This window comes from Brevibacterium spongiae (assembly GCF_026168515.1).
In the GTDB taxonomy this organism is placed as follows: domain Bacteria; phylum Actinomycetota; class Actinomycetes; order Actinomycetales; family Brevibacteriaceae; genus Brevibacterium; species Brevibacterium spongiae.
On sequence record NZ_CP093443.1, the window covers coordinates 1,143,250 to 1,161,977 of the forward strand.

Genomic DNA, 18,728 nt, shown 5'->3' on the forward strand with positions numbered 1-18,728 from the left:
CCGGACCGTGCGGCGACCACGGGCTCGACCACGCGGAAGCCGACCACCTGGCCACCATGGCTGACCTGGGCACATCGCCTAGGACGTGCTGAAGGGGCGCCCCCTGTGACTCGAACTCACAGCGGGCGCCCCTTCGTCATGGCCTCCACAGGAGGCCGGCGCGGCCTGGTCGCCATCGGTCCGCTGCGGTCAGGCTTCAGTCCATGCAGGTAGCCCTCATCACCGACCTCGGCGCAATCACTGAAGAATGCGCCCGGGTGGCCGAAAGCATCGGCATCGCCCTCACCGTTCTGCCACCCGACTCCGGAGGATGGCAGTCCGCTTCGCTGATCCTCCTTGGCGAAGACGTCCGAGAAGCCCCCGCCACCGACCGTGCCGATACGATCCTCGTCGTCCTCGACAACGACGAACCCTCATCGACCTGGGCGAAGGCCGCCCACCTCGGTGTGGGCCAGCTCGCGGTGCTGCCCGCAGCCGCGGAATGGCTGAGCGGACGGATGATCGCGGCCGTCGAACCGCCGAGCGCCCCGGGCACCACCGTCGGCGTCGTCGCCGGCTGCGGGGGAGCCGGGGCCTCAGTGCTCGCGTGCGCACTGGCCAGGCGAGCAGGCAGCGATATCAGCACCGTGCTCGTCGACGCCGACCCGCTCGGCGGCGGACTCGACCTCGTCCTCGGCGCCGAGGCGGTGCCCGGGCCCCGCTGGACCGATCTCAGCGCCTCTCGCGGACAGCTGCGCCCCTCGACGCTGGCCGATGCTCTGCCCCGCCACGAGGGACTGGCACTGCTGTCCTGGGGACGTGACGACACCGTCGACCTCGATCCGGACGTCTTCGACGATTTCCTCGCCGCGGCCGGCCAGGCCTTCGACCTCGTCATCGTCGACCTGCCGCGGCACGCCCCACCCCAGTGGACCCGCCGCTGCCACCACGTCCTCCTCGTCTCCCCGGCGCGCGTGCGCTCCGCCGTCGCCTCCTCCCAAGTCGCCAAACGCCTCTCCCACGCCCACCCCGATGTCCGCCTCGTCGTGCGCGAAACCGGAGCCGGCGGCCTCGACGCCGATCTCCTCGCCGAATCGATCGGCCTCACCCTCGCCGGAAGCATCCGCGACGACCGTGGACTCTCCGCCGCCGTCGACCGCGGAGAGGGCATCCCCGGAGGCGCCCACCTCGGCCGCCTCGTCGACCGTCTGCTGGGGGAGTGGGTGGAATGAGCGAATGGCTTGACGCCTCCCTCGTCGCCGACGTCCGCAAGACCCTGCTCGACAAGCCGGGTCCCGTGACCACAGCCGCCGTCGCCGAGGCGGTCCAACACACCGGACGCGTCCTCGGGTCCGCCGCCCTGCTCGAACTCGTCACCCGACTCTCCGCCCAGCTCTCCGGTGCAGGCCCCCTGCAGTCCGTGCTCGAAATCCCAGGCACCACCGACGTCTTCGTCAACGGACCGCGGGAGATCTTCGCCGACACCGGGGAGGGTCCCCGACTGCTCGACCTGTCCTTGGGCTCCGAAGACGACGTGCGGTCACTGGCGGTGCGGTTGGCGGCCCTCGGCGGACGCCGCCTCGACGATTCCTCCCCGTATGTCGATGTGCGCCTGCCCGACGGGGTGAGGATGAACGCGATCGTTCCGCCGATCTCCGGCGAGACCACCACAATCTCCTTCCGCGTCCCCAAACGCTCGGGATTCCCCTTCGCCCAGCTGTGTTCCGAAGGCTTCGTCCCCGACGAGATCAGCCCGCTGCTCACCGAGGCGGTCACAGCGCGGGCGAACATCCTCATCTCCGGCGGAACCGGCACGGGGAAGACGGTCCTCCTCGGTGCCCTGCTCTCCCTCGTCGAAGACGTCCAGCGCATCGTCATCGTCGAGGACTCCCGGGAGCTCATCGTCGCCCATCCGCACGTCGTCCAACTCGCCGCCCGCCAGGCCAACGTCGAAGGCGGCGGGGAGGTGACCCTGACCGATCTCGTCCGCAACGCCCTGCGGATGCGCCCGGACCGCCTCGTCGTCGGCGAGTGCCGCGGGGCGGAGGTCCGGGACATGCTCACGGCACTCAACACCGGGCACGAGGGCGGCTGCGCGACCATCCACGCGAATACCGCCGATGCCGTGCCCAGCCGGGTCGCTGCGCTCGGAGCGCTCGCCACGATGAGCCCGGAGGCCGTGTATTCGCAGTTCTCCACCGCCATCGACCTCGTCGTCCACCTGCGCCGGAACGGCTCGGACCGCGGCGTGACGGAACTGGCGATGCCGACCCGGACCAGCACCGACGGAGTAGTGATGGAACCCGTATGGGGGCGCCCTTCACCGGCCTCGACGGGCACCGTCAATCGGCGTGCCTTGGCGCGGTTCGAAGCCGTGCTCGAGCAGAAGTCCGCCGGATGATCCTACTCACCGCTATCCTCGTGGCGCTCGGCATCGCCCTGGCCGCACCCTCGGATCCGGGGGCGCGGCTGCGCGAGCTTCTGCGTCCTATGGAGGCGGTGGATCCGGGTGAGAAGGCGAGAGGATTCCTTCGCCGAGGCGGCCGCCGCCCGGATGACCAGGCTGAACGTCTGTGGGCGATCGCGGCCGTGGAGAACTGCGCCCACCTGCTCAAGGTGGGGATGACCCCGCAGGCGGTGATGACGACATTGAGCAGGCAGAATGCGGCTCTGACGCCGATCTCACGGGCGATCAGCCTCGGCGAGGAACCCGGCCGTGCCATCGCCACCCGCAGCACCGACCTTCCGGGGCCCGCCGCCGAAGTGCTCTCCGGAATGGCAGCAGTCTGGACGGTGTCCGAGAGGTCCGGGGCGCCCGCGGTCGAGATGATCCTGCGCTACGCAGCAGCCCAGCGCGACGCCCTCGACGCCGAACGCGAACGCCGTATCGCGATGGCCGGACCGAAGTCGACGGTGCGGGTGCTCAGCTGGCTGCCGCTCATCGGCATCGGCCTGGGCCTGCTCATCGGAGTCAGGCCCCTCGAACTCGTCACCGGGCTGCCGGGGCAGCTGAGCATCGGCGCCGGTGTGGTCCTCTACATCCTCGGCCGCTGGTGGATGCGGACGATGATGCTCCGCGCACAGAGGTGATGGAGATGCTGCCCGTGCTCATCGGAGCCTGCATCGGAATCGGAGTGCTGCTGTGGGCGGGGTCGACCGATCGGCGCCTGCGCAGCCTCCTCGGCGAACGGGGCACAGGACACGATCCGACCGACACCGAGGCGGCCCCCACCGGAGAAGGACCGGTGCGCTCCGATGCCCGGCCAGGTCGGACGGGTCCCGGACCGTCCGGTGGCAGAACCGCCCGAGCCGTCGCTGACGATCAGCTGGCCTTCGACCTCGACCTCGTTGCGATCTGTCTGACCTCCGGCCTGCCCATCCCCGTGGCACTCACGCTCACGGCCGAGGCGACGGGGGACCGGTCGGGGCTGCAGAGGATCGGGCGGGCGATGACGATCGGCGGCCGCAAACTCGCCGACGACGACCGGCTGCTGCCGGTGCTCGAGGTCTTCGAATTCTCCGAGCACACCGGCGTCGGGCCGGCGCCGCTCATCGAATCCGTGGCCAAGGAGCTGCGGGCATCGTCGCGCCGCCGCAGGCAGGAAGCCGCTGCGGCCCTGGGGGTGCAGCTGGTGCTGCCCTTGGGCGTGTGCATCCTGCCGGCGTTCCTGCTGCTGTCGGTTGTGCCCGTCGTCATCTCCCTGCTCTCCGACCTCACCACCGTGTTCTTCTGACTGACTGTGTTCGGCCGGACGGTTGTGTTCTGCTGTGCGTCGGTGCGCGGATTCGGTGCCTGGCGGTGTGGTGAGTCGGCTTTCAGACTCGACCGGTAGGGTCGACCCATGGCACCGGTCACACCTTTCAACCAGCTGTCCACTGTCGAACAGGCGGAAGAATACGCCGAAAAGCTCTTCGTCGGCCGGTCCGTGCGATTGCGGCCGCTGCGCGAAGACGATCTGCCCTACCTCGAGCAGTGGTGGTTCGATCCCTCGATCGTCGTCCTGCAGAACCATACGGTTCTCCCACGACCCGAAGGCGGAGTCTCCGAGCAGTTCTCCCAATGGAGCGCGAACACCTCGAGCGAGGCGGTCGGCTTCAGCATCGAGCTCATCGAGACCGAGGAATTCGTCGGACACGTCACCCTCTACGGTCGCAATCCGATCAACCAGTCCGCGACCCTCGCGATCGTGCTCGGCCCCGAATTCCACGGCCGCGGCTACGGTTCGGACGCCGTGCGTTTGGCGGTCAGCTACGGTTTCCTGCAGCTGGGACTCAACCGCATCGAGCTGCAGACCTGGGCGTTCAACACCCGCGGTATCGCCTCCTATACGAAAGCCGGCTTCGTCGAGGAAGGACGTCGCCGAGAGGCCGTGTTCTTCAACGGCCGCCGCCACGACGAAGTGATCATGGCGATTCTGCGCGACGACTGGGCAAGCAACAACTGAAAAGCCCGCGACCTCAACACCGAATCCTGTGGACGGTCGAGTCACTCGCACATGATTCCCCTGTGGACAGCCGACCGGTTTCCACAGGCACGAATTCCGGTCTGGACACGTCTGCCTCCCACCTCCCAGGCTGAAGTTCCGCTCGCAGAGTGCGAACGGGTCTGCTGCCAAGGAGGAGAGCATGACCACCACGATCCCGACCCCGGAGACCGACGACCCACCTGCCGACCGGATCGAACCGGTCACCGACGACCAGGCCATCGACCAGTCCTGGGAGTCCGACACCGGAGCGACCACCGCCGAATACGCCATCACCACCTTGGCCGCCTGCGGATTCGCGGCGCTGCTCGTCGTGATCCTCAAATCCGAACCGATCAAGGAGCTCGTCACCGGGGTCATCTCGTCGGCCCTCGGGCTGGGGGCCTGAACCGAGATGGCACGCGGAGGCTCCCGTCAGCGACACTCTGGCGACGAACACGACATGGGAACTGCGACGGCGGAATTTGCTGTCGTCCTCCCGGCCATCGTGCTCCTGGTCGTTGTGCTCACGGGAGCTGCCGCGATCGGATTCTCTCAGCTGCGAGCCTTCGACGCTGCACGGTCCGCTGCCCGTGAGATCGCCCGCGGCGAACCCCAAGCCGCCGTCATCGCCGAAGCGAGGAAGCACGCCGGGGACTCATCGCGAGTGACCGTGCGAGCCGATGGCGGCTATTCGGTCGTGACGGTCGCCATCGCTCTGCCGGATGCGATCTTCTTCCTCGACGAGGTCGACGCGGACGCCACCGCCCGGTACGAAGGGGATCGAGGCGGGCCATCATGAGGCGGGCCATCATGAGGAGCGCACCGTCATGACGAACATCGTCGTCGGACTCTGCTCGATCGTGCTCATCCTCGTCACCGCAATCGGGGGCCTGTCCCAGGCGTTTGTCGCCCACAGTCAGGCTCAGAACGCCGCAGACCTGGCGGCGCTCGCCGCCGCAGATGCCGTCCGCGGGCTGGCAACCGGAGAACCGTGTGAGATCGCGAAGGAGGTGGCCGAACGCAACGGCGGGGACCTAAGCGACTGTGTGGCCTCGCTGAGTGAACAGTCAGCGTATGTCGCCGTCGATGTGGACATTCCCGGACCTCTGCCGAAGGTCAGAGAGAAGGCGGTCGCCGGAAAATAGTCGCCCTGCAGGCGGCCCGGACGAGCTGAGAACCCTCAGTGGAGCACAGCGCGCAGCAGACGCAGCGCAGCATCCTTCTCCAAGGGATCGTTGCCGTTGCCGCACTTCGGTGACTGCACACACGACGGACAGCCGTCGATGCACTCGCAGGCGGCGATGGCATCCCGGGTCGCGGCCAACCAGTCCTCGATGACCTCGCTGCCGCGTTCTGCGAAACCGGCACCGCCGTCCAGACCGTCGTAGACGAACACTGTGGCCATCCCCGTGTCCGCATGCAGCGCCGTCGAGACCCCGCCGATGTCCCACCGGTCGCAGCCGGCGAAGAGGGGCAGCAGACCGATGGAGGCATGCTCGGCGGCATGAACCGCCCCGGGCAGATCACCGGAGGCGACCTCGGCCTCATCGAGCAGCGTCTGCGGAATCGTCCACCACACGGCCTTCGTCCGCAGGGTGCGTTCGGGCAGGTCGAGTTCGTGTTCGGCGATGATCGCCCCACCGCGTTTGGCCCGCATCCGGTACGCCACGACCTGATCCTTGACGTCGACTGTGCCGCTGCACACCGCCACTCCCGAGGGCAGTCCCCGCTGCGCATCAGTGTCGACGATCTCGATCTCCGTCTGCGATCGCGGCTGCGTCGTGTAGTCGACCTCGGAGCGTTCGACGGCGACGATGTGCTCATCCAAGTCGAGGTCGAGGACAGTGAAGTCGACACCCTGGTGCGTGTACACCGCACCCGGGTGAGCGCCCGTGTGCGCCCCGGACTCGTCCACGGTGCCCAGCAGGGTCCCCGTGCTCGCCTCCACGAGGCGGAACTGACCGCCGCCGGAGCCGCGGATATCGGACAGGTCGGTCGCCGGCTGATCCTTCGCCCAGAACCATCCTGTCGGTCGGGCCCGCAGCATCTTCGCCTCGACGAGGTCATCGACGACCTCCCGCGCATTGTCCGGGAAATGCGTGAGATCGGCCGACTTCAGAGGCACCTCGGCGGCCGCCGCACACAGATGCCCCGACAGCACATGCGGGTTGCCCGGATGGATGACCCCAGCATCGACGGGGGAGTCGAAGATGACTTCGGGGTGGTGGACGACATACGTGTCGAGCGGATCATCACGGGCGATGAACACTGCCATCCACCGCTGCCCGGCCCGGCCCGCCCGACCGGCCTGCTGCCACAGGGAGGCCAAGGTTCCCGGCCACCCGGAGATGATGACGAGGTCGAGTCCGGAGATGTCGATGCCCAGCTCGAGCGCGTTCGTCGACGCCACCGCCAGCAGCTGGCCCGAGCGCAGAGCGGTTTCGAGCATGCGCCTCTCCTCGGCCAGATAGCCGCCTCGGTAGGCGGCGATCTTGCCGGTCAGCGACTCATCGACCTGCCCGACCTGATCGCGCACTGTCTGCGCGAGCGCCTCGGTGCCGCGGCGGGAGGCGATGAACGTGATCGAACGGAAGCCCGCACACATCGCATCGGTGATGACATCGGCGGCTTCGACGAGACCGCTGCGTCTGTCCCCACCCGGTGAGACCGGCGGCTCCCACAGGGCGAAGCTGCCTGAGGCCCGCGGTGACGAATCCTCGATGACGGCATGCGCGGGTCGCCCGGTGAGCTTCGCGAACGCCGCATCCGGGTCGGCCATCGTCGCCGAGGCGCCGATGACGACAGGAGATGCCCCGTAGTGGGCGGCGATGCGCAGGAGCCTGCGGAGGATGAGCGCGACGTGGGAGCCGAAGACCCCACGGTACCGGTGGGCTTCGTCGATGACGATGAACCGCAGGTTCTTGAACATCCGGGCGAAGCGCTCATGCTGGGGCAGGACGGACCGGTGGAGCATGTCCGGATTGGTGAAGATGATGTTCGCGTGCCGCCTGGCCCAGTCCTTCGACGCCTGCGAGGTGTCCCCGTCATAGGCTGCCGGGCGCATGCCGCGGATGATGAAGCGCTCCAACTTGGCCAGCTGATCGGCCGCCAGCGCCTTCGTGGGGGCGATGTAGATCGCCGAGGAGGTGCGCAGCTTCTCCCGCGTGGATTGGATGGATTCGATGACCGGCAGCCAGAAGCCCAAGGACTTCCCCGAGGCGGTCGGCGTGGCGATGACGACATCCCCACCGTCCCTGGCCGTGTTCGCGGCCTCGAGCTGGTGCTGCCACAGGTAGTCGACGCCGATGGCATGGCAGGCGTGCTTGAGTTCGTCATCGACCCAGTCCGGCCATGCCGCGTCGGATTCGAACCGCTGCGGAATGTCGCGGAGGTGGACGATCCGCTCATCCCGGGCACCGAAGGCGGTGACGATGTCGAGGAGAGCGGAGGAGGCCATGAGTCAATTATGGCGCAGTCGCTAGGATTCTTCTGTGACTGATCTTCCGCTGACCCGCCTGGGCGAGACCCTCTACCGTGCCGGATACACTGAGCCGCGGCTGCGGCAGCTCTGGGGTGCCGCGACCTCGGAAGCGCTCGTGCGCAACAACGCCGGACCGGCCATCCACCGCTGCACCCGACTGCTGGCCGATGACGCGTCGGGCCCCGCCGACCGGGGGCTGGCGAGCCTGGCGCTGCTCTTCCACTTCCACCGCAGCGTCGACGCAGCGGTGATCCGTGAGGTGCTCGGTGCGGACTTCGATTCCGCCGCCGAGGCGGGCCTCATCGAAATCACAGGCACCGAGGTGTCCGCCCCGTTCGCGCTCACCCCCTACGACCTTCCCGTCGGCATCCCGCGCGGCTTCCGTCCCGGCGATGAGAACCTCTACCTCATCGCCGATCACGGCACCCTGACGAACCCGGACGTCCTCGACGGGGAATTCGTGCTCGGCCTCGGCGGGGCCGGACGCACGCTCGTGTCCATCACCCCACGTGAACCGGTCGGGCTGGCCGCCGACATCGGCACCGGCTGCGGAATCCAGGCCCTGCTGATGGCACGGCACAGTGAGAAGGTCATCGCCACCGACATCTCCCACCGCGCCCTGCACCTGGCCCGGCTGTCGGCCGAAGTCAACGGTATCGACACCATCGAATTCCGGCATGGGTCACTGCTCGAACCGCTGACCGAGAAGGTTGACCTGCTCGTGTCGAACCCGCCGTTCGTCATCACCCCACGCAGCACGGACACGACGTTTGAATACAGGGACGGAGGAATGAGCGGTGACGACCTCGTCCGCACCCTTTTCTCCCAGATCCCCGCAGCCCTGACACTGGGCGGACGCAGCGTGTGCCTCGGCAACTGGGAGACCACCTCGGCGAATCAGGAGGGACCGGAGTCCTGGGTGAGCGACGAGGACACCTCCGTCCTCGTGATCGAACGCGAAGCCCTCGACCCGGTCGCCTATGCGGAGACATGGATCCGCGACGGCGGCATCCCACGCGCCGGCGCAGCCTGGAACACTGCCGTAGCCGCCTGGCTCGATGACTTCGACACCAGAGCTGTGGACGAGATCGTGTTCGGATACGTGCTCATGATCCGGTCGGATAACGATGTGCCAACGATTGGCACGGACACATTCAGAACCAGGGTGAGGACCACCTCGGCGCCGGCGAACAATCCGCACGGACTCGCCGAATTCCTCACCACGATCATCGCCCTCCGCTCCTGGCTGGCCGCGGTCGGACCCGAGGAGATCGCCGCGACCGCCTTCACCCGCTCACCGGACCTCGTCGAACACCGACACTTCGTGCCCGGGCAGGACGAGCCCAGCTCGATCACCCTGGAACAGGGAATCGGCTTCGGGCAGGTCTTCGACCTCGACACGGCCCTGGCCGGGTTCGTCTCCGTCGCCGATGGGTCACTGACTCTGCGACAGACCGCAGGTGCCCTTGCACAGCTGCTCGACGTCGATGCCACGGCCCTCGAAGATCAGCTCATCGCGCAGGTCAGAGCCCTGTGCGCGGCCGGTGTGCTGTTGCCCGACATCGACTCCGGAGGGGGATCGCCGACACGGGCGAACCGGGAATAGGGATAGGATCGAAAACCGTTGACGCCGTGTCCAGGCAAGCTCCGGGCAGTGTCAGAGCCGAACCAGCCGATGACGATCATGTCCGAACAAGAGTGTTACATTGGGCCGGATCGTCCGTTGCAGCGAGCAGCAGATGCCGTGAGAGGAATGTGAAAGCGTGACCACAACCGAGAAGAAGCCCCGTCGCCTCGTCATCGTCGAGTCTCCGACGAAGGCGCGAACGATTGTGGGATACCTCGGCGACGGTTATGACGTCGAGGCCTCCGTCGGCCACATCCGCGACCTGCCCACGCCCTCGGAGCTGCCTGCCGATATGAAGAAGGGGCCGTACGGAAAGTTCGCCGTCGACGTCGACAACGGCTTCGACCCCTACTACCGGGTCGACCCGGGCAAGAAGAAGAAGGTCACCGAGCTCAAACGACTGCTCAAGGACGCCGACGAACTCTATCTCGCAACGGATGAGGACCGCGAAGGAGAGGCCATCGCCTGGCATCTGCTCGAGGTACTCAAGCCGAAGATCCCCGTCAAACGCATGGTCTTCCACGAGATCACCCCCGAAGCGATCGAACGTGCCCTGGAGAACACCCGCGACATCGACACCTCACTCGTCGACGCGCAGGAGACCCGCCGCATCCTCGACCGTCTCTACGGCTACGAGATCTCACCCGTGCTGTGGCGCAAGATCCGTGCCGGACTCTCCGCCGGCCGCGTCCAATCCGTGGCCACCCGCCTCGTCGTCGAACGCGAACGCGAACGCATGGCCTTCGTGTCCGCCGACTATTGGGACCTCGACATCGACCTCGGGCTGCCCGACGGGACGAACCCGTTCGCCGCGAACCTCACCACTCTCGACGGGTCCCGTGTCGCCACCGGACGTGATTTCAACGATAAGGGCCAACTGAAGACCGCCTCGGCGACGGTCGTCGACCAGGCGCGGGCCGAAGCGCTCGCCAAGGAACTCAACGGCAGCGCCAAGGATGCGCTGACCGTGAGCGCGGTGGAGTCGAAGCCGTACTCCCGCCGCCCGGCCGCCCCGTTCACCACTTCGACGCTGCAGCAGGAAGCGGGCCGCAAGCTGCGCATGAGCGCCCGCCAGGCCATGCGCACCGCCCAGTCGCTGTACGAGCACGGCTACATCACCTATATGCGTACCGACTCCTCGGCGCTGTCGGGTCAGGCCATCGCCGCCGCCCGCAAACAGGTGACCGAGCTCTACGGTCCCGAGTTCGTGCCGGACAAGCCGCGCCAGTACGCGAGCAAGCAGAAATCGGCGCAGGAAGCCCACGAGGCGATCCGTCCCGCCGGTGACTCGTTCCGCACCCCGGCACAGGTGTCCAAGCAGCTCAACGGTGACGAATTCCGTCTCTACGACCTCATCTGGAAGCGCACCGTGGCCAGCCAGATGGCCGACGCGAAGGGCAAGACCGCGACCATCAAGGTCAGTGCAGCACTCGCCGACGGCCACGAAGCCGGATTCAGCGCCAGCGGCACCGTCATCACCTTCCGCGGGTTCCTCGCCGCCTATGAGGAGGGCCAGGACGCGTCACGGTACGACACGAAGTCCGGCGAGTCCCGTCTGCCGCAGGTCGAAGAGGGCCAGGCGCTGTCGGTCATCAAGGCCGAAGCCGATGGGCACACCACCGCTCCGCCGCCGCGCTTCACGGAAGCCAGCCTCGTCAAGCAGCTCGAGGAGCTCGGCATCGGCCGACCCTCGACCTACGCGGCGACGATCTCGGTCATCCAGGACCGCGGCTATGTCACCACCCGCGGCAATGCGCTCGTGCCCAGCTGGTTGGCATTCTCCGTCGTCCGGCTGCTCGAGGAGCACTTCGCGGGGCTCGTCGACTATGCATTCACCGCTGACCTCGAATCCGAACTCGACCGGATCGCGATGGGCGAAGAGGACCGCAACGACTGGCTGGCCGGATTCTACTTCGGCGACAAAGGTCAGGACCGCGAGGGTCTCAAGGCGATCGTCGACGACCTCGGCGACATCGACGCCCGCGAGGTCAACACCGTGGCCATCAGCGAGGGCGTGAACTTGCGCGTAGGCCGCTATGGTCCCTACCTCGAAGTGGCCTCGGAGAAGGACGGCGAGGACCCGAAGCGGGTTTCGGTGCCCGACGATCTGGCACCCGATGAGCTCACCGCAGCCAAGGCGGCCGAACTCATCGAATCCCAGGGCGACGGCGACCGTGAGCTCGGCGTCGACCCGGAGACCGGGCACACCATCGTGGCGAAGAACGGTCGTTTCGGCCCCTACGTCTCCGAGGTGCTGCCCGAGCCGGAGGAGAAGCCGAAGCGCGGGGCCAAGAAGCCGAAGCCGCGCACCGGTTCGCTGTTCAAGTCGATGGACCTGAATTCGATCGACCTCGAGACTGCGCTCAAGCTGCTCAGCCTGCCGCGTGTGGTCGGTCAGGACGAAGAGGGCACGGACATCACCGCGCAGAACGGCCGCTACGGACCGTACCTGAAGAAGGGCACTGACTCCCGGTCGCTGACCGATGAGGAGCAGATCTTCAACATCACCCTCGACGAGGCGCTGAAGATCTACGCCGAGCCGAAGCAGCGCGGCGGCCGTCGTGCCGCGGCACCGCTGAAGGAACTCGGCGAGGACCCGATCTCGAAGAAGCCCGTCGTCGTCAAGGACGGTCGCTTCGGCCCCTATGTCACCGACGGCGAGTTCAACGCGACACTGCGCAAGGACGATGCCGTCGAGTCGATGACCCTCACCCGCGCTTCCGAGCTCCTGGCCGAGAAGCGGGCGAAGGGACCGGCGAAGAAGAAGGCACCGGCGAAGAAGGCCCCGGCCAAGAAGGCTCCTGCGAAGAAGTCGACCGCGGCGAAGACCACAGCCGCGAAGAAGACGACCGCTGCGAAGTCGACGGCGTCGAAGACCACCGCTGCGAAGAAGACGACCGCGTCCAAGTCCACAGCCACCAAGACCACGGCGGCGAAGAAGACGAGCACGGCGAAGCCGAAGACTCCCTGAGCCGACGGCCGCCGCGCCTGCGCCGCTGGTCTCAGAGGCGGTGGGCGGTCGTGAAGTCGTCCAGCTCCGCCAGCTCCTCGGCGGTGGGGGAGTCCGGCGTATCCGGATCTGCCGATGCGTAGTAGGCGGCGAACGCCTCGGTGACGGCCTCGACAGTGATCTCGGGATGGATCTCACTGATCGACCCGCCCGTGGACGGGTCCCACTCCACGCCGAGGGCGGCTTCGACATCGGTGAGGACGGCACGGATCGGATCCGGGTCCTCGACGACAACGGAAGAGGAGAACAGCCAGGCTCCCGACACGACCCGCTGCGCGGTCCCGATGCCTTTGATCCGTCCGGCCACATTCACGCTGTGCTCGCCGGGGCAGTATTCGCCGGGGATCTCGCCGAGGCGGGCATCGACTCCGATACCGCGCAGAACCTCGACGTAGTCGAGTCCGAAACCGGTGAACCGAGCATTGGTGTTCGTGATGAAGGAATCGCTGGGTTCGATGTGATCGATGACGAGCGACCCCGGATGATAGGCCGCAGCCCTGCCGCCGAGGCTGCGCAGGGCAGGCGTGAAACCGTGGTCCCGAGCCGCCTCGATGGCCGTGGTGAAACCGGGCAGAAAACGGTCGCGGGCTCCGAACGCCAAGGTCGGCGCCGGGCGGTACATCCGCAGCGTCGCGCCCCGGCGGCCGGCCTTGACCGAGTTGAGGAGGACGCGGGCGAAGGCGAGCTCGGCGACGGGCTCCAGTCCTTCTGCCGCCACCGTCGTCATGGCAGGAATGTCTGTGTGCACGAGAACAAGAGTAGAGGATCGAACCGGTGCGGAACGGCTCGGGTTGTCCCAGATCGCATCGGGTTCCAAGAGATATGTCAGTTCGGACCGATAGTCTAGATCCGTGAGCATGTTGACGACTACAGGACACCGACTGCCCGGAGCCCCCGGCCGATTGGTCACCGAGACCGCCGCCTGGGGAGCCCTGATCGTACTTGTCGCGATCAGCTACGTGGTGGCAGGGACCAGCGGACTCCTCGCCACGGTGGGCGGACGCGCCTTCACCGCGATGGGCGAATCCATCAGCGCCGGGGGCTTCGACAATCAGATGGGCACGTTGTCGCTGCTCATCGTCTTCGTGCTCTCCTGCGCGGGTCTCTTCATTCCCACCAAGATCTTCGCTACCCGGTCGCCGGCGGTGCGCAAAACCGCACTGAGCGTCTCCGCCATCGTCGAGGCGGCCCTCCTCATCGTTCTCAGCCTGGCCCCCAGTGCCTGGCTGACCTGGGTCGCGGCCCTGTTCCTCGGTGCCGTGGTGGGTCTGCTCATGAGCATCAACCCGTTCAGAAACGAGAAGCCGTGGCGACGTGTGGGCATTCCCGCCGCAGTCCTCGTCTTCGTCTCGTGTGCCTTTCAGATCCTCGGCGGATCCGCCGCCGGAACTCAGGCCCTCGGATGGGTGTCCCTGCTGGTGGGCGTCGGCATGGCCGCCGGTTCGGTGATCATCTTCCTCACCCCCGAACGCGTTCTGCACGCGGAGACCGCGACGACCGGATCGTTCCCCGAACTCAAGGCCCGGGTGGCCCGACCCGCCGAGGCGATCGCCAACCCCTGGGTGTGCATCGGCCTCTTCGCCGTGCTCGGAGCCACGTTCATGCTCGCCCAGCCGACGGCGATCAGCCACGGATACGGCCAGGCCGGTTTCGCGCTCATCATCGCCTGCTGCCTCGTCGGATGGGCGATCGGCTTCGAGATGGGGCCGACCTTCGCTCCCGGGATGTCCCGTCCGCGCGTGTCCACCTTCGCCCTGCTCGTCTCCGGTGTGCTGCTGCTGGCGACCGGCAGCATCAACGAACTCTCCGGCAAGGTCGTGCTCTCGGCTGCGATCGCATTCCTTGTCGGCATCGGCGTGCGCGCCCAGCCCTACGATTTCTCACGCCGGTACGGCGCCGTGGCCGGAGCCGGCGTGGCACTGATCATCAATGCCCTCGACCTCGGAGGGCGAGTCGAAGTCGGGTCGAGCCCCGACTGGGTGCTCGAGCCCAGCGACGTGGCGTTCCTCGTCTTCGGCATCGCCGCTCTCGTCGCCGGGATCATCGGGCTCTTCACCTTCGACCCGCACAAGCTGCAGGGCCTGTCGGTCGACATCGTCCACGGGTTCCGCCCACCGAACCAGACGGAGGCCTCGGCTGGCGGGCTCGGAAATTCGACCGAGCGCCTCGGCGCCGGTTTCTTCATCGCCATCGAAGGCGGCGACGGATCGGGCAAGTCCACCCAGATCAAACGGATCTCCCGCGCCCTGGCCGACGACGGCTATCACGTGGAAGCCACTCGCGAACCCGGCGGCACGGAGCTGGGGACGAAGATCCGTTCCGTTCTCTTCGACGCCGACCCGCCGAGCCCCCGCACCGAGGCACTGCTCTTCGCCGCCGACCGTGCCCACCATGTTGCGTCCCTGGTCGACCCCAACCTGGACGAGGGCAATATCGTCATCACCGACCGGTACATCGATTCGACGGTCGCCTACCAGGCTGCCGGCCGCAGCTTCGATGAGAAGACGATCCTGGCGCTGAGCCGGTGGGCAACGCAGGGACTGATCCCGCACCTGACGATCGTGCTTGACATCGAACCCGAGGTCGCCGCCGAGCGGATGGGGCAGCGCGGGGAGAGCAACTACCTCGACGAGGAGAACCAGCAGTTCCACCAGCGCGTGCGGCAGACGTACCTGTCCCGGGCACATCAGCAACCGGACCGCTACGTGATTCTCGACGCGTCCGTTGCCGCTGATGAGCTCACCGGTCAGATCCTCGACGCCATCCGCGCTCGGCTGCCCAAGGCTCTGGTCGGTCGCACCAGCACAAGCACCAGCACCAGCGCCGAGGCGGCCGCCGCCTCGCCGGCGAAGGCTGAGACCCCCAACGCTGAGACCGGTGAGACCCCGAACGCTGAGTCAGCGAAGCCGGCGACCGAGAAAGCCGAAACCACGCAGCCGGCGACAGCGAACGGATCGGACAGGTCCTCAGCATTCGCTGCGAGCGGTGCCGCGGCCGCAGGGAGCGCCGCCGCAGCGTCCGATGACACCGCCGCTGACGCAGACGCCGCCGCGGTCGGCGACACTGCCTCCGAAGGCGCGGATGACACCTTCGACGGAGCGGATATCGCTTCCGGAGGCGCAGACGATCGGCATGAGCGCGGACCGCGTTTCGTCCCGGTGGCCGACGGACGATTCATCCCGAGCGCAGTCAGCGATGAGGATGTCGAGACCTCCGGGGCCGTCCCCACCGAACGCGTCGACCTCGGTGCTGACCTGCGTGACTACCCGGCATCCTCGGCGGATGATGATAACTCTGCGGACGTGCAGGAAACACGACCCGAATCCACATCGGCCGACGACGACTTGGGCAACGATTCCGACCACCGCTCGGACGACTCAGCCGATGATGACGTTCCGAATGTGGGCGACTCGGATCGGGGCCCACACAGCGATGAAGACGCGGCGACCACAGTTCTGCCGGCGCGCGGATTCGTTCCCGAAGCACTCATCGATGACAGCGACGAGGCTGAGGGCGTCCCGACGAACCGGATCGACACCGAGTCGGCTGAAGAGGCGGAGACTCGAGTCGTGAGACAGGTCGACCCCGACGAAGCCGAGACTCGTGTCGTCGACCGGGTCGAGCCCGCCGATGAGCCGAGACCTGAGGACGAGGTCGTCTCCGATGATGCGGAGACGACGGTGCTGCCGGCACGCACCGCTCGCGAGACGAGCCGTGAGAGGCTGCAGGCCCAAGCCGAGATCGAACGGCAGGCTCGGGAGCGGCTGCGCAGGCAGCGCGAACGCAACAACCGTCGCTTCAACAATCCGGAGGGATCCTGAGGTGAGCGTCTTCGACGAACTCGTCGGCCAGGACGATGTCATCACTCAGCTCAGCTACGCCCTGGACGATCCTGCGGCGATGACCCATGCGTGGCTGTTCACCGGCCCGCCCGGATCAGGTCGGTCGAATGCCGCGCGGGCTTTCGCCGCAGCACTGATCTCCGGCGGCACCGAGTCGAACGATGTCACCACCAGAGTGCTGTCGGGCCATCACGAGTCCCTGACGATCATGTCGACACAGAAGTCGGTCATCTCGATCGAAGAGGTGCGTGAACTCGTCTCCAAGGCGCAGTCTGCTCCGGTGAACTCGAAGTGGCGGGCCGTCATCATCGAGGACGCCGACCGCATGATGGAGCGGACGGCGAACGTGCTGCTCAAGGCCATCGAGGAACCGCCGCCCGGCACAGTCTGGCTGCTGTGCGCGCCGAGCCCGATCGATGTGCTCACCACCATCCGCTCACGGTGCCGCCCGGTGCGACTGCGGATCCCGTCCCGTGATGCCGTGGCTCAGCTGCTCATGCAGCGTGACCACGTCAGCGAGGAACGCGCGAAGTGGGCGGCGGCCGTGGCCCAGAACCATATTGGGCGGGCGAAGTATCTGGCTCTCAACGAATCGGCCGATGCCGAGCGCAGACAGGTCCTGGCGATCCCCGGCAAACTCACCTCGGTGGGGGCGACGATCCGCTTGGCGGGACGCATTGTCGACGCTGCGGCGGAAACAGCAAAGTCCAAGGTGGAGGAGCGAAACGCCGCCGAACGCACTCAGCTTCTCGCGACATTGGGTGTCGAGGGGGAGAAGACGATTCCGCCTTCTGCCAGGGCGCAGATCAGGAAGCTCGAAGAAGAGCAGAAGCGGCGGTCGGTGCGGGCTCGCAACGATGAGCTCGACAGGATCTTCCTCGAACTGATGAGCCTCTACCGTGACATCCTCATGTACCAGTTGGGCATCCGCGACGGGTGGATCAACGCCGGCGAGGTCGACCTCATCGCCGAGCAGGCAAACAGGGACGGACCCGATACGACCCTGCTGCGCATCGACGCGATCGCGGAGGCCAGGAATCGTCTGCAGACGAACATGTCCCCGGTGCTCATCGTCGAAGCGGCGTTCGTGCTGCTGTCGAATCCGTGGCTGCAGGCCGACCGCACGGGAGCGATCTGATGCGCTTCAGTCGTCGCTGAGGAGTTCTGCGACGAGCGCTGCGGTGAGCTCGATGCGGCGGGGGATCCAGATCTGCAGGGCATGTTCGGTGCGGGCATGGGAGCCTCCGCCGACGGTGCCGAGACCGTCCAAGGTCGGGGTGCCTACCCCAGCGGTGAAGTTGCCGTCCGAACCTCCGCCGACGGCGACCGAACGCAGCGGAGGATGGCCGAGCCGACCCGCCAGCCGCTGAGCGCGAGCGTAGAGGCCCATGGCCATGTCCTCTTCGAGCGGGGCACGGTTGATTCCGCCCTTGAGCTCGATCTTCGCGCCCGCGACGGTGGGAGTCAGTGCACGCAGCGCGTCATCGATGCGCACCTGCTCACTCGCCGAGGCGGCCCGTGAGTCGATGCCGACGACGGCCTTGGCAGGGACGGTGTTCGTCGTCGACCCGCTCTTCATCACCGTCGGTACGACAGAGGTGCCGACTGAGGGTTTGTGCAGTGCGGCGACGGAGATGACCTGGTTGGCCACCTCGATGGTGGCGTTGATGCCCTTCTCGGGCTCGACACCTGCGTGGGACGCCAGACCGGTGACTTCGAGCTGATAGATCGCCACACCCTTGCGGGCGATCTTCACAGCACCGTCGGCGGCTCCGCTTTCGAAGACGAGAGCGGCTTTAGCTCCGCGTGCTTCATCCTCGATGATCTGGCGGGAGCCGGGGGAGCCGAGCTCTTCGTCGGCGGTGATGAGGAGGCTGACCCCGTCGAGGCTGCCGAGTTCGGCGCGGACCTTCGCCAGCGCGTAGAGGGCGATGAGTAAACCGCCCTTCATATCGTCGGCGCCGGGACCGCGGACGACACCGTCCTTGACGGAGTAAGGGAAATCCTTGAGCGTTCCCGTCGGCCAGACGGTGTCGTGGTGGCCGATGAGGACGACCTTGCGCGGGCCGGAGCCGAAGCGCCAGAGCACGTGCGGGTGGTCATCCGTTTCGATGATGTGCGGGGCTGCGCCGAGCAGACCGGTGCCGATGCGTGAGACGAGCCGGGCGCTGCGAGCCAGCGAGGAGGGGTCGTTGGAGAACGACTCGCATTCGATGAGCGCTTGGAAGTCGCTCATGAAATCGTCGGAGTCGAACTCTGCCACGGGTGTCTCCCTCTCGTCGTAGATCTGCTGTGTCTACAAGGTTAACTGGTTCCATGACGG

At 67.0% G+C, this 18,728-nt stretch carries 15 protein-coding genes; 12 read left to right on the plus strand and 3 right to left on the minus strand.

Features of this window, described 5'->3' with window-relative positions:
• Positions 1-203 precede the first annotated feature (203 nt).
• The 8 genes from ssd (at position 204) to L1F31_RS05085 (ending at position 5,590) form a co-directional block, all read left to right on the plus strand.
• Positions 204-1,211: a septum site-determining protein Ssd gene (gene ssd / locus L1F31_RS05050; RefSeq protein WP_265419582.1), complete on the plus strand. Its 1,008-nt coding sequence runs from the start codon at positions 204-206 to the stop codon at positions 1,209-1,211.
• Positions 1,208-2,380, plus strand: a complete 1,173-nt coding sequence (locus L1F31_RS05055) for a TadA family conjugal transfer-associated ATPase (protein WP_265419583.1) — start codon at positions 1,208-1,210, stop codon at positions 2,378-2,380. The genes ssd and L1F31_RS05055 overlap by 4 nt, the downstream gene beginning before the upstream one ends.
• Complete coding sequence (locus tag L1F31_RS05060) at positions 2,377-3,069, plus strand: type II secretion system F family protein (protein WP_265419584.1); 693 nt, start codon at positions 2,377-2,379, stop codon at positions 3,067-3,069. Before L1F31_RS05055 ends, L1F31_RS05060 begins: the two co-directional genes overlap by 4 nt.
• Complete coding sequence (locus tag L1F31_RS05065; RefSeq protein ID WP_265419585.1) at positions 3,033-3,713, plus strand: type II secretion system F family protein; 681 nt, start codon at positions 3,033-3,035, stop codon at positions 3,711-3,713. The genes L1F31_RS05060 and L1F31_RS05065 overlap by 37 nt, the downstream gene beginning before the upstream one ends.
• 108 nt (positions 3,714-3,821) lie before the next feature.
• Positions 3,822-4,424, plus strand: a complete 603-nt coding sequence (locus tag L1F31_RS05070; RefSeq protein WP_265419586.1) for a GNAT family N-acetyltransferase — start codon at positions 3,822-3,824, stop codon at positions 4,422-4,424.
• 181 nt (positions 4,425-4,605) lie between these two features.
• Positions 4,606-4,851, plus strand: coding sequence for a DUF4244 domain-containing protein (locus L1F31_RS05075; RefSeq protein ID WP_265419587.1), 246 nt, complete (start codon positions 4,606-4,608; stop codon positions 4,849-4,851).
• A 54-nt stretch (positions 4,852-4,905) separates the two neighbouring features.
• The gene (locus tag L1F31_RS05080) at positions 4,906-5,244 is read left to right on the plus strand and encodes a TadE family protein (protein WP_265419588.1); all 339 of its coding nucleotides are present in this window, start codon (positions 4,906-4,908) and stop codon (positions 5,242-5,244) included.
• Between the two features lie 28 nt (positions 5,245-5,272).
• A complete protein-coding gene (locus L1F31_RS05085) occupies positions 5,273-5,590 on the plus strand; it encodes an Rv3654c family TadE-like protein (RefSeq protein WP_265419589.1) in 318 nt (105 codons plus the stop codon).
• Positions 5,591-5,625: 35 nt separating this feature from the next.
• Here the strand turns inward: L1F31_RS05085 and L1F31_RS05090 are convergent, their stop codons facing one another.
• Positions 5,626-7,902 carry a DEAD/DEAH box helicase gene (locus L1F31_RS05090; protein WP_265419590.1) on the minus strand — a complete coding sequence of 759 codons (2,277 nt, stop codon included), beginning with the start codon at positions 7,900-7,902 and terminating at the stop codon, positions 5,626-5,628.
• A 34-nt stretch (positions 7,903-7,936) separates the two neighbouring features.
• On the opposite strand from L1F31_RS05090, the gene L1F31_RS05095 reads away from it, so the two are divergent.
• Complete coding sequence (locus L1F31_RS05095) at positions 7,937-9,532, plus strand: class I SAM-dependent methyltransferase (protein WP_265419591.1); 1,596 nt, start codon at positions 7,937-7,939, stop codon at positions 9,530-9,532.
• A gap of 157 nt (positions 9,533-9,689) precedes the next feature.
• A complete protein-coding gene (gene topA / locus L1F31_RS05100) occupies positions 9,690-12,524 on the plus strand; it encodes a type I DNA topoisomerase (RefSeq protein WP_265419592.1) in 2,835 nt (944 codons plus the stop codon).
• A 31-nt stretch (positions 12,525-12,555) separates the two neighbouring features.
• Here the strand turns inward: topA and L1F31_RS05105 are convergent, their stop codons facing one another.
• Positions 12,556-13,311, minus strand: coding sequence for a lipoate--protein ligase family protein (locus L1F31_RS05105; protein WP_265419593.1), 756 nt, complete (start codon positions 13,309-13,311; stop codon positions 12,556-12,558).
• Between the two features lie 109 nt (positions 13,312-13,420).
• On the opposite strand from L1F31_RS05105, the gene tmk reads away from it, so the two are divergent.
• On the plus strand, positions 13,421-16,384 hold the full coding sequence (gene tmk / locus L1F31_RS05110) for a dTMP kinase (protein WP_265420395.1): 2,964 nt from the start codon (positions 13,421-13,423) through the stop codon (positions 16,382-16,384).
• A 1-nt stretch (position 16,385) separates the two neighbouring features.
• Positions 16,386-17,543 carry a DNA polymerase III subunit delta' gene (locus L1F31_RS05115; RefSeq protein WP_265419594.1) on the plus strand — a complete coding sequence of 386 codons (1,158 nt, stop codon included), beginning with the start codon at positions 16,386-16,388 and terminating at the stop codon, positions 17,541-17,543.
• Between the two features lie 6 nt (positions 17,544-17,549).
• On the opposite strand, the gene L1F31_RS05120 is transcribed toward L1F31_RS05115, so the two are convergent.
• Positions 17,550-18,668: a M20/M25/M40 family metallo-hydrolase gene (locus tag L1F31_RS05120; protein WP_265419595.1), complete on the minus strand. Its 1,119-nt coding sequence runs from the start codon at positions 18,666-18,668 to the stop codon at positions 17,550-17,552.
• Positions 18,669-18,728 lie beyond the last annotated feature (60 nt).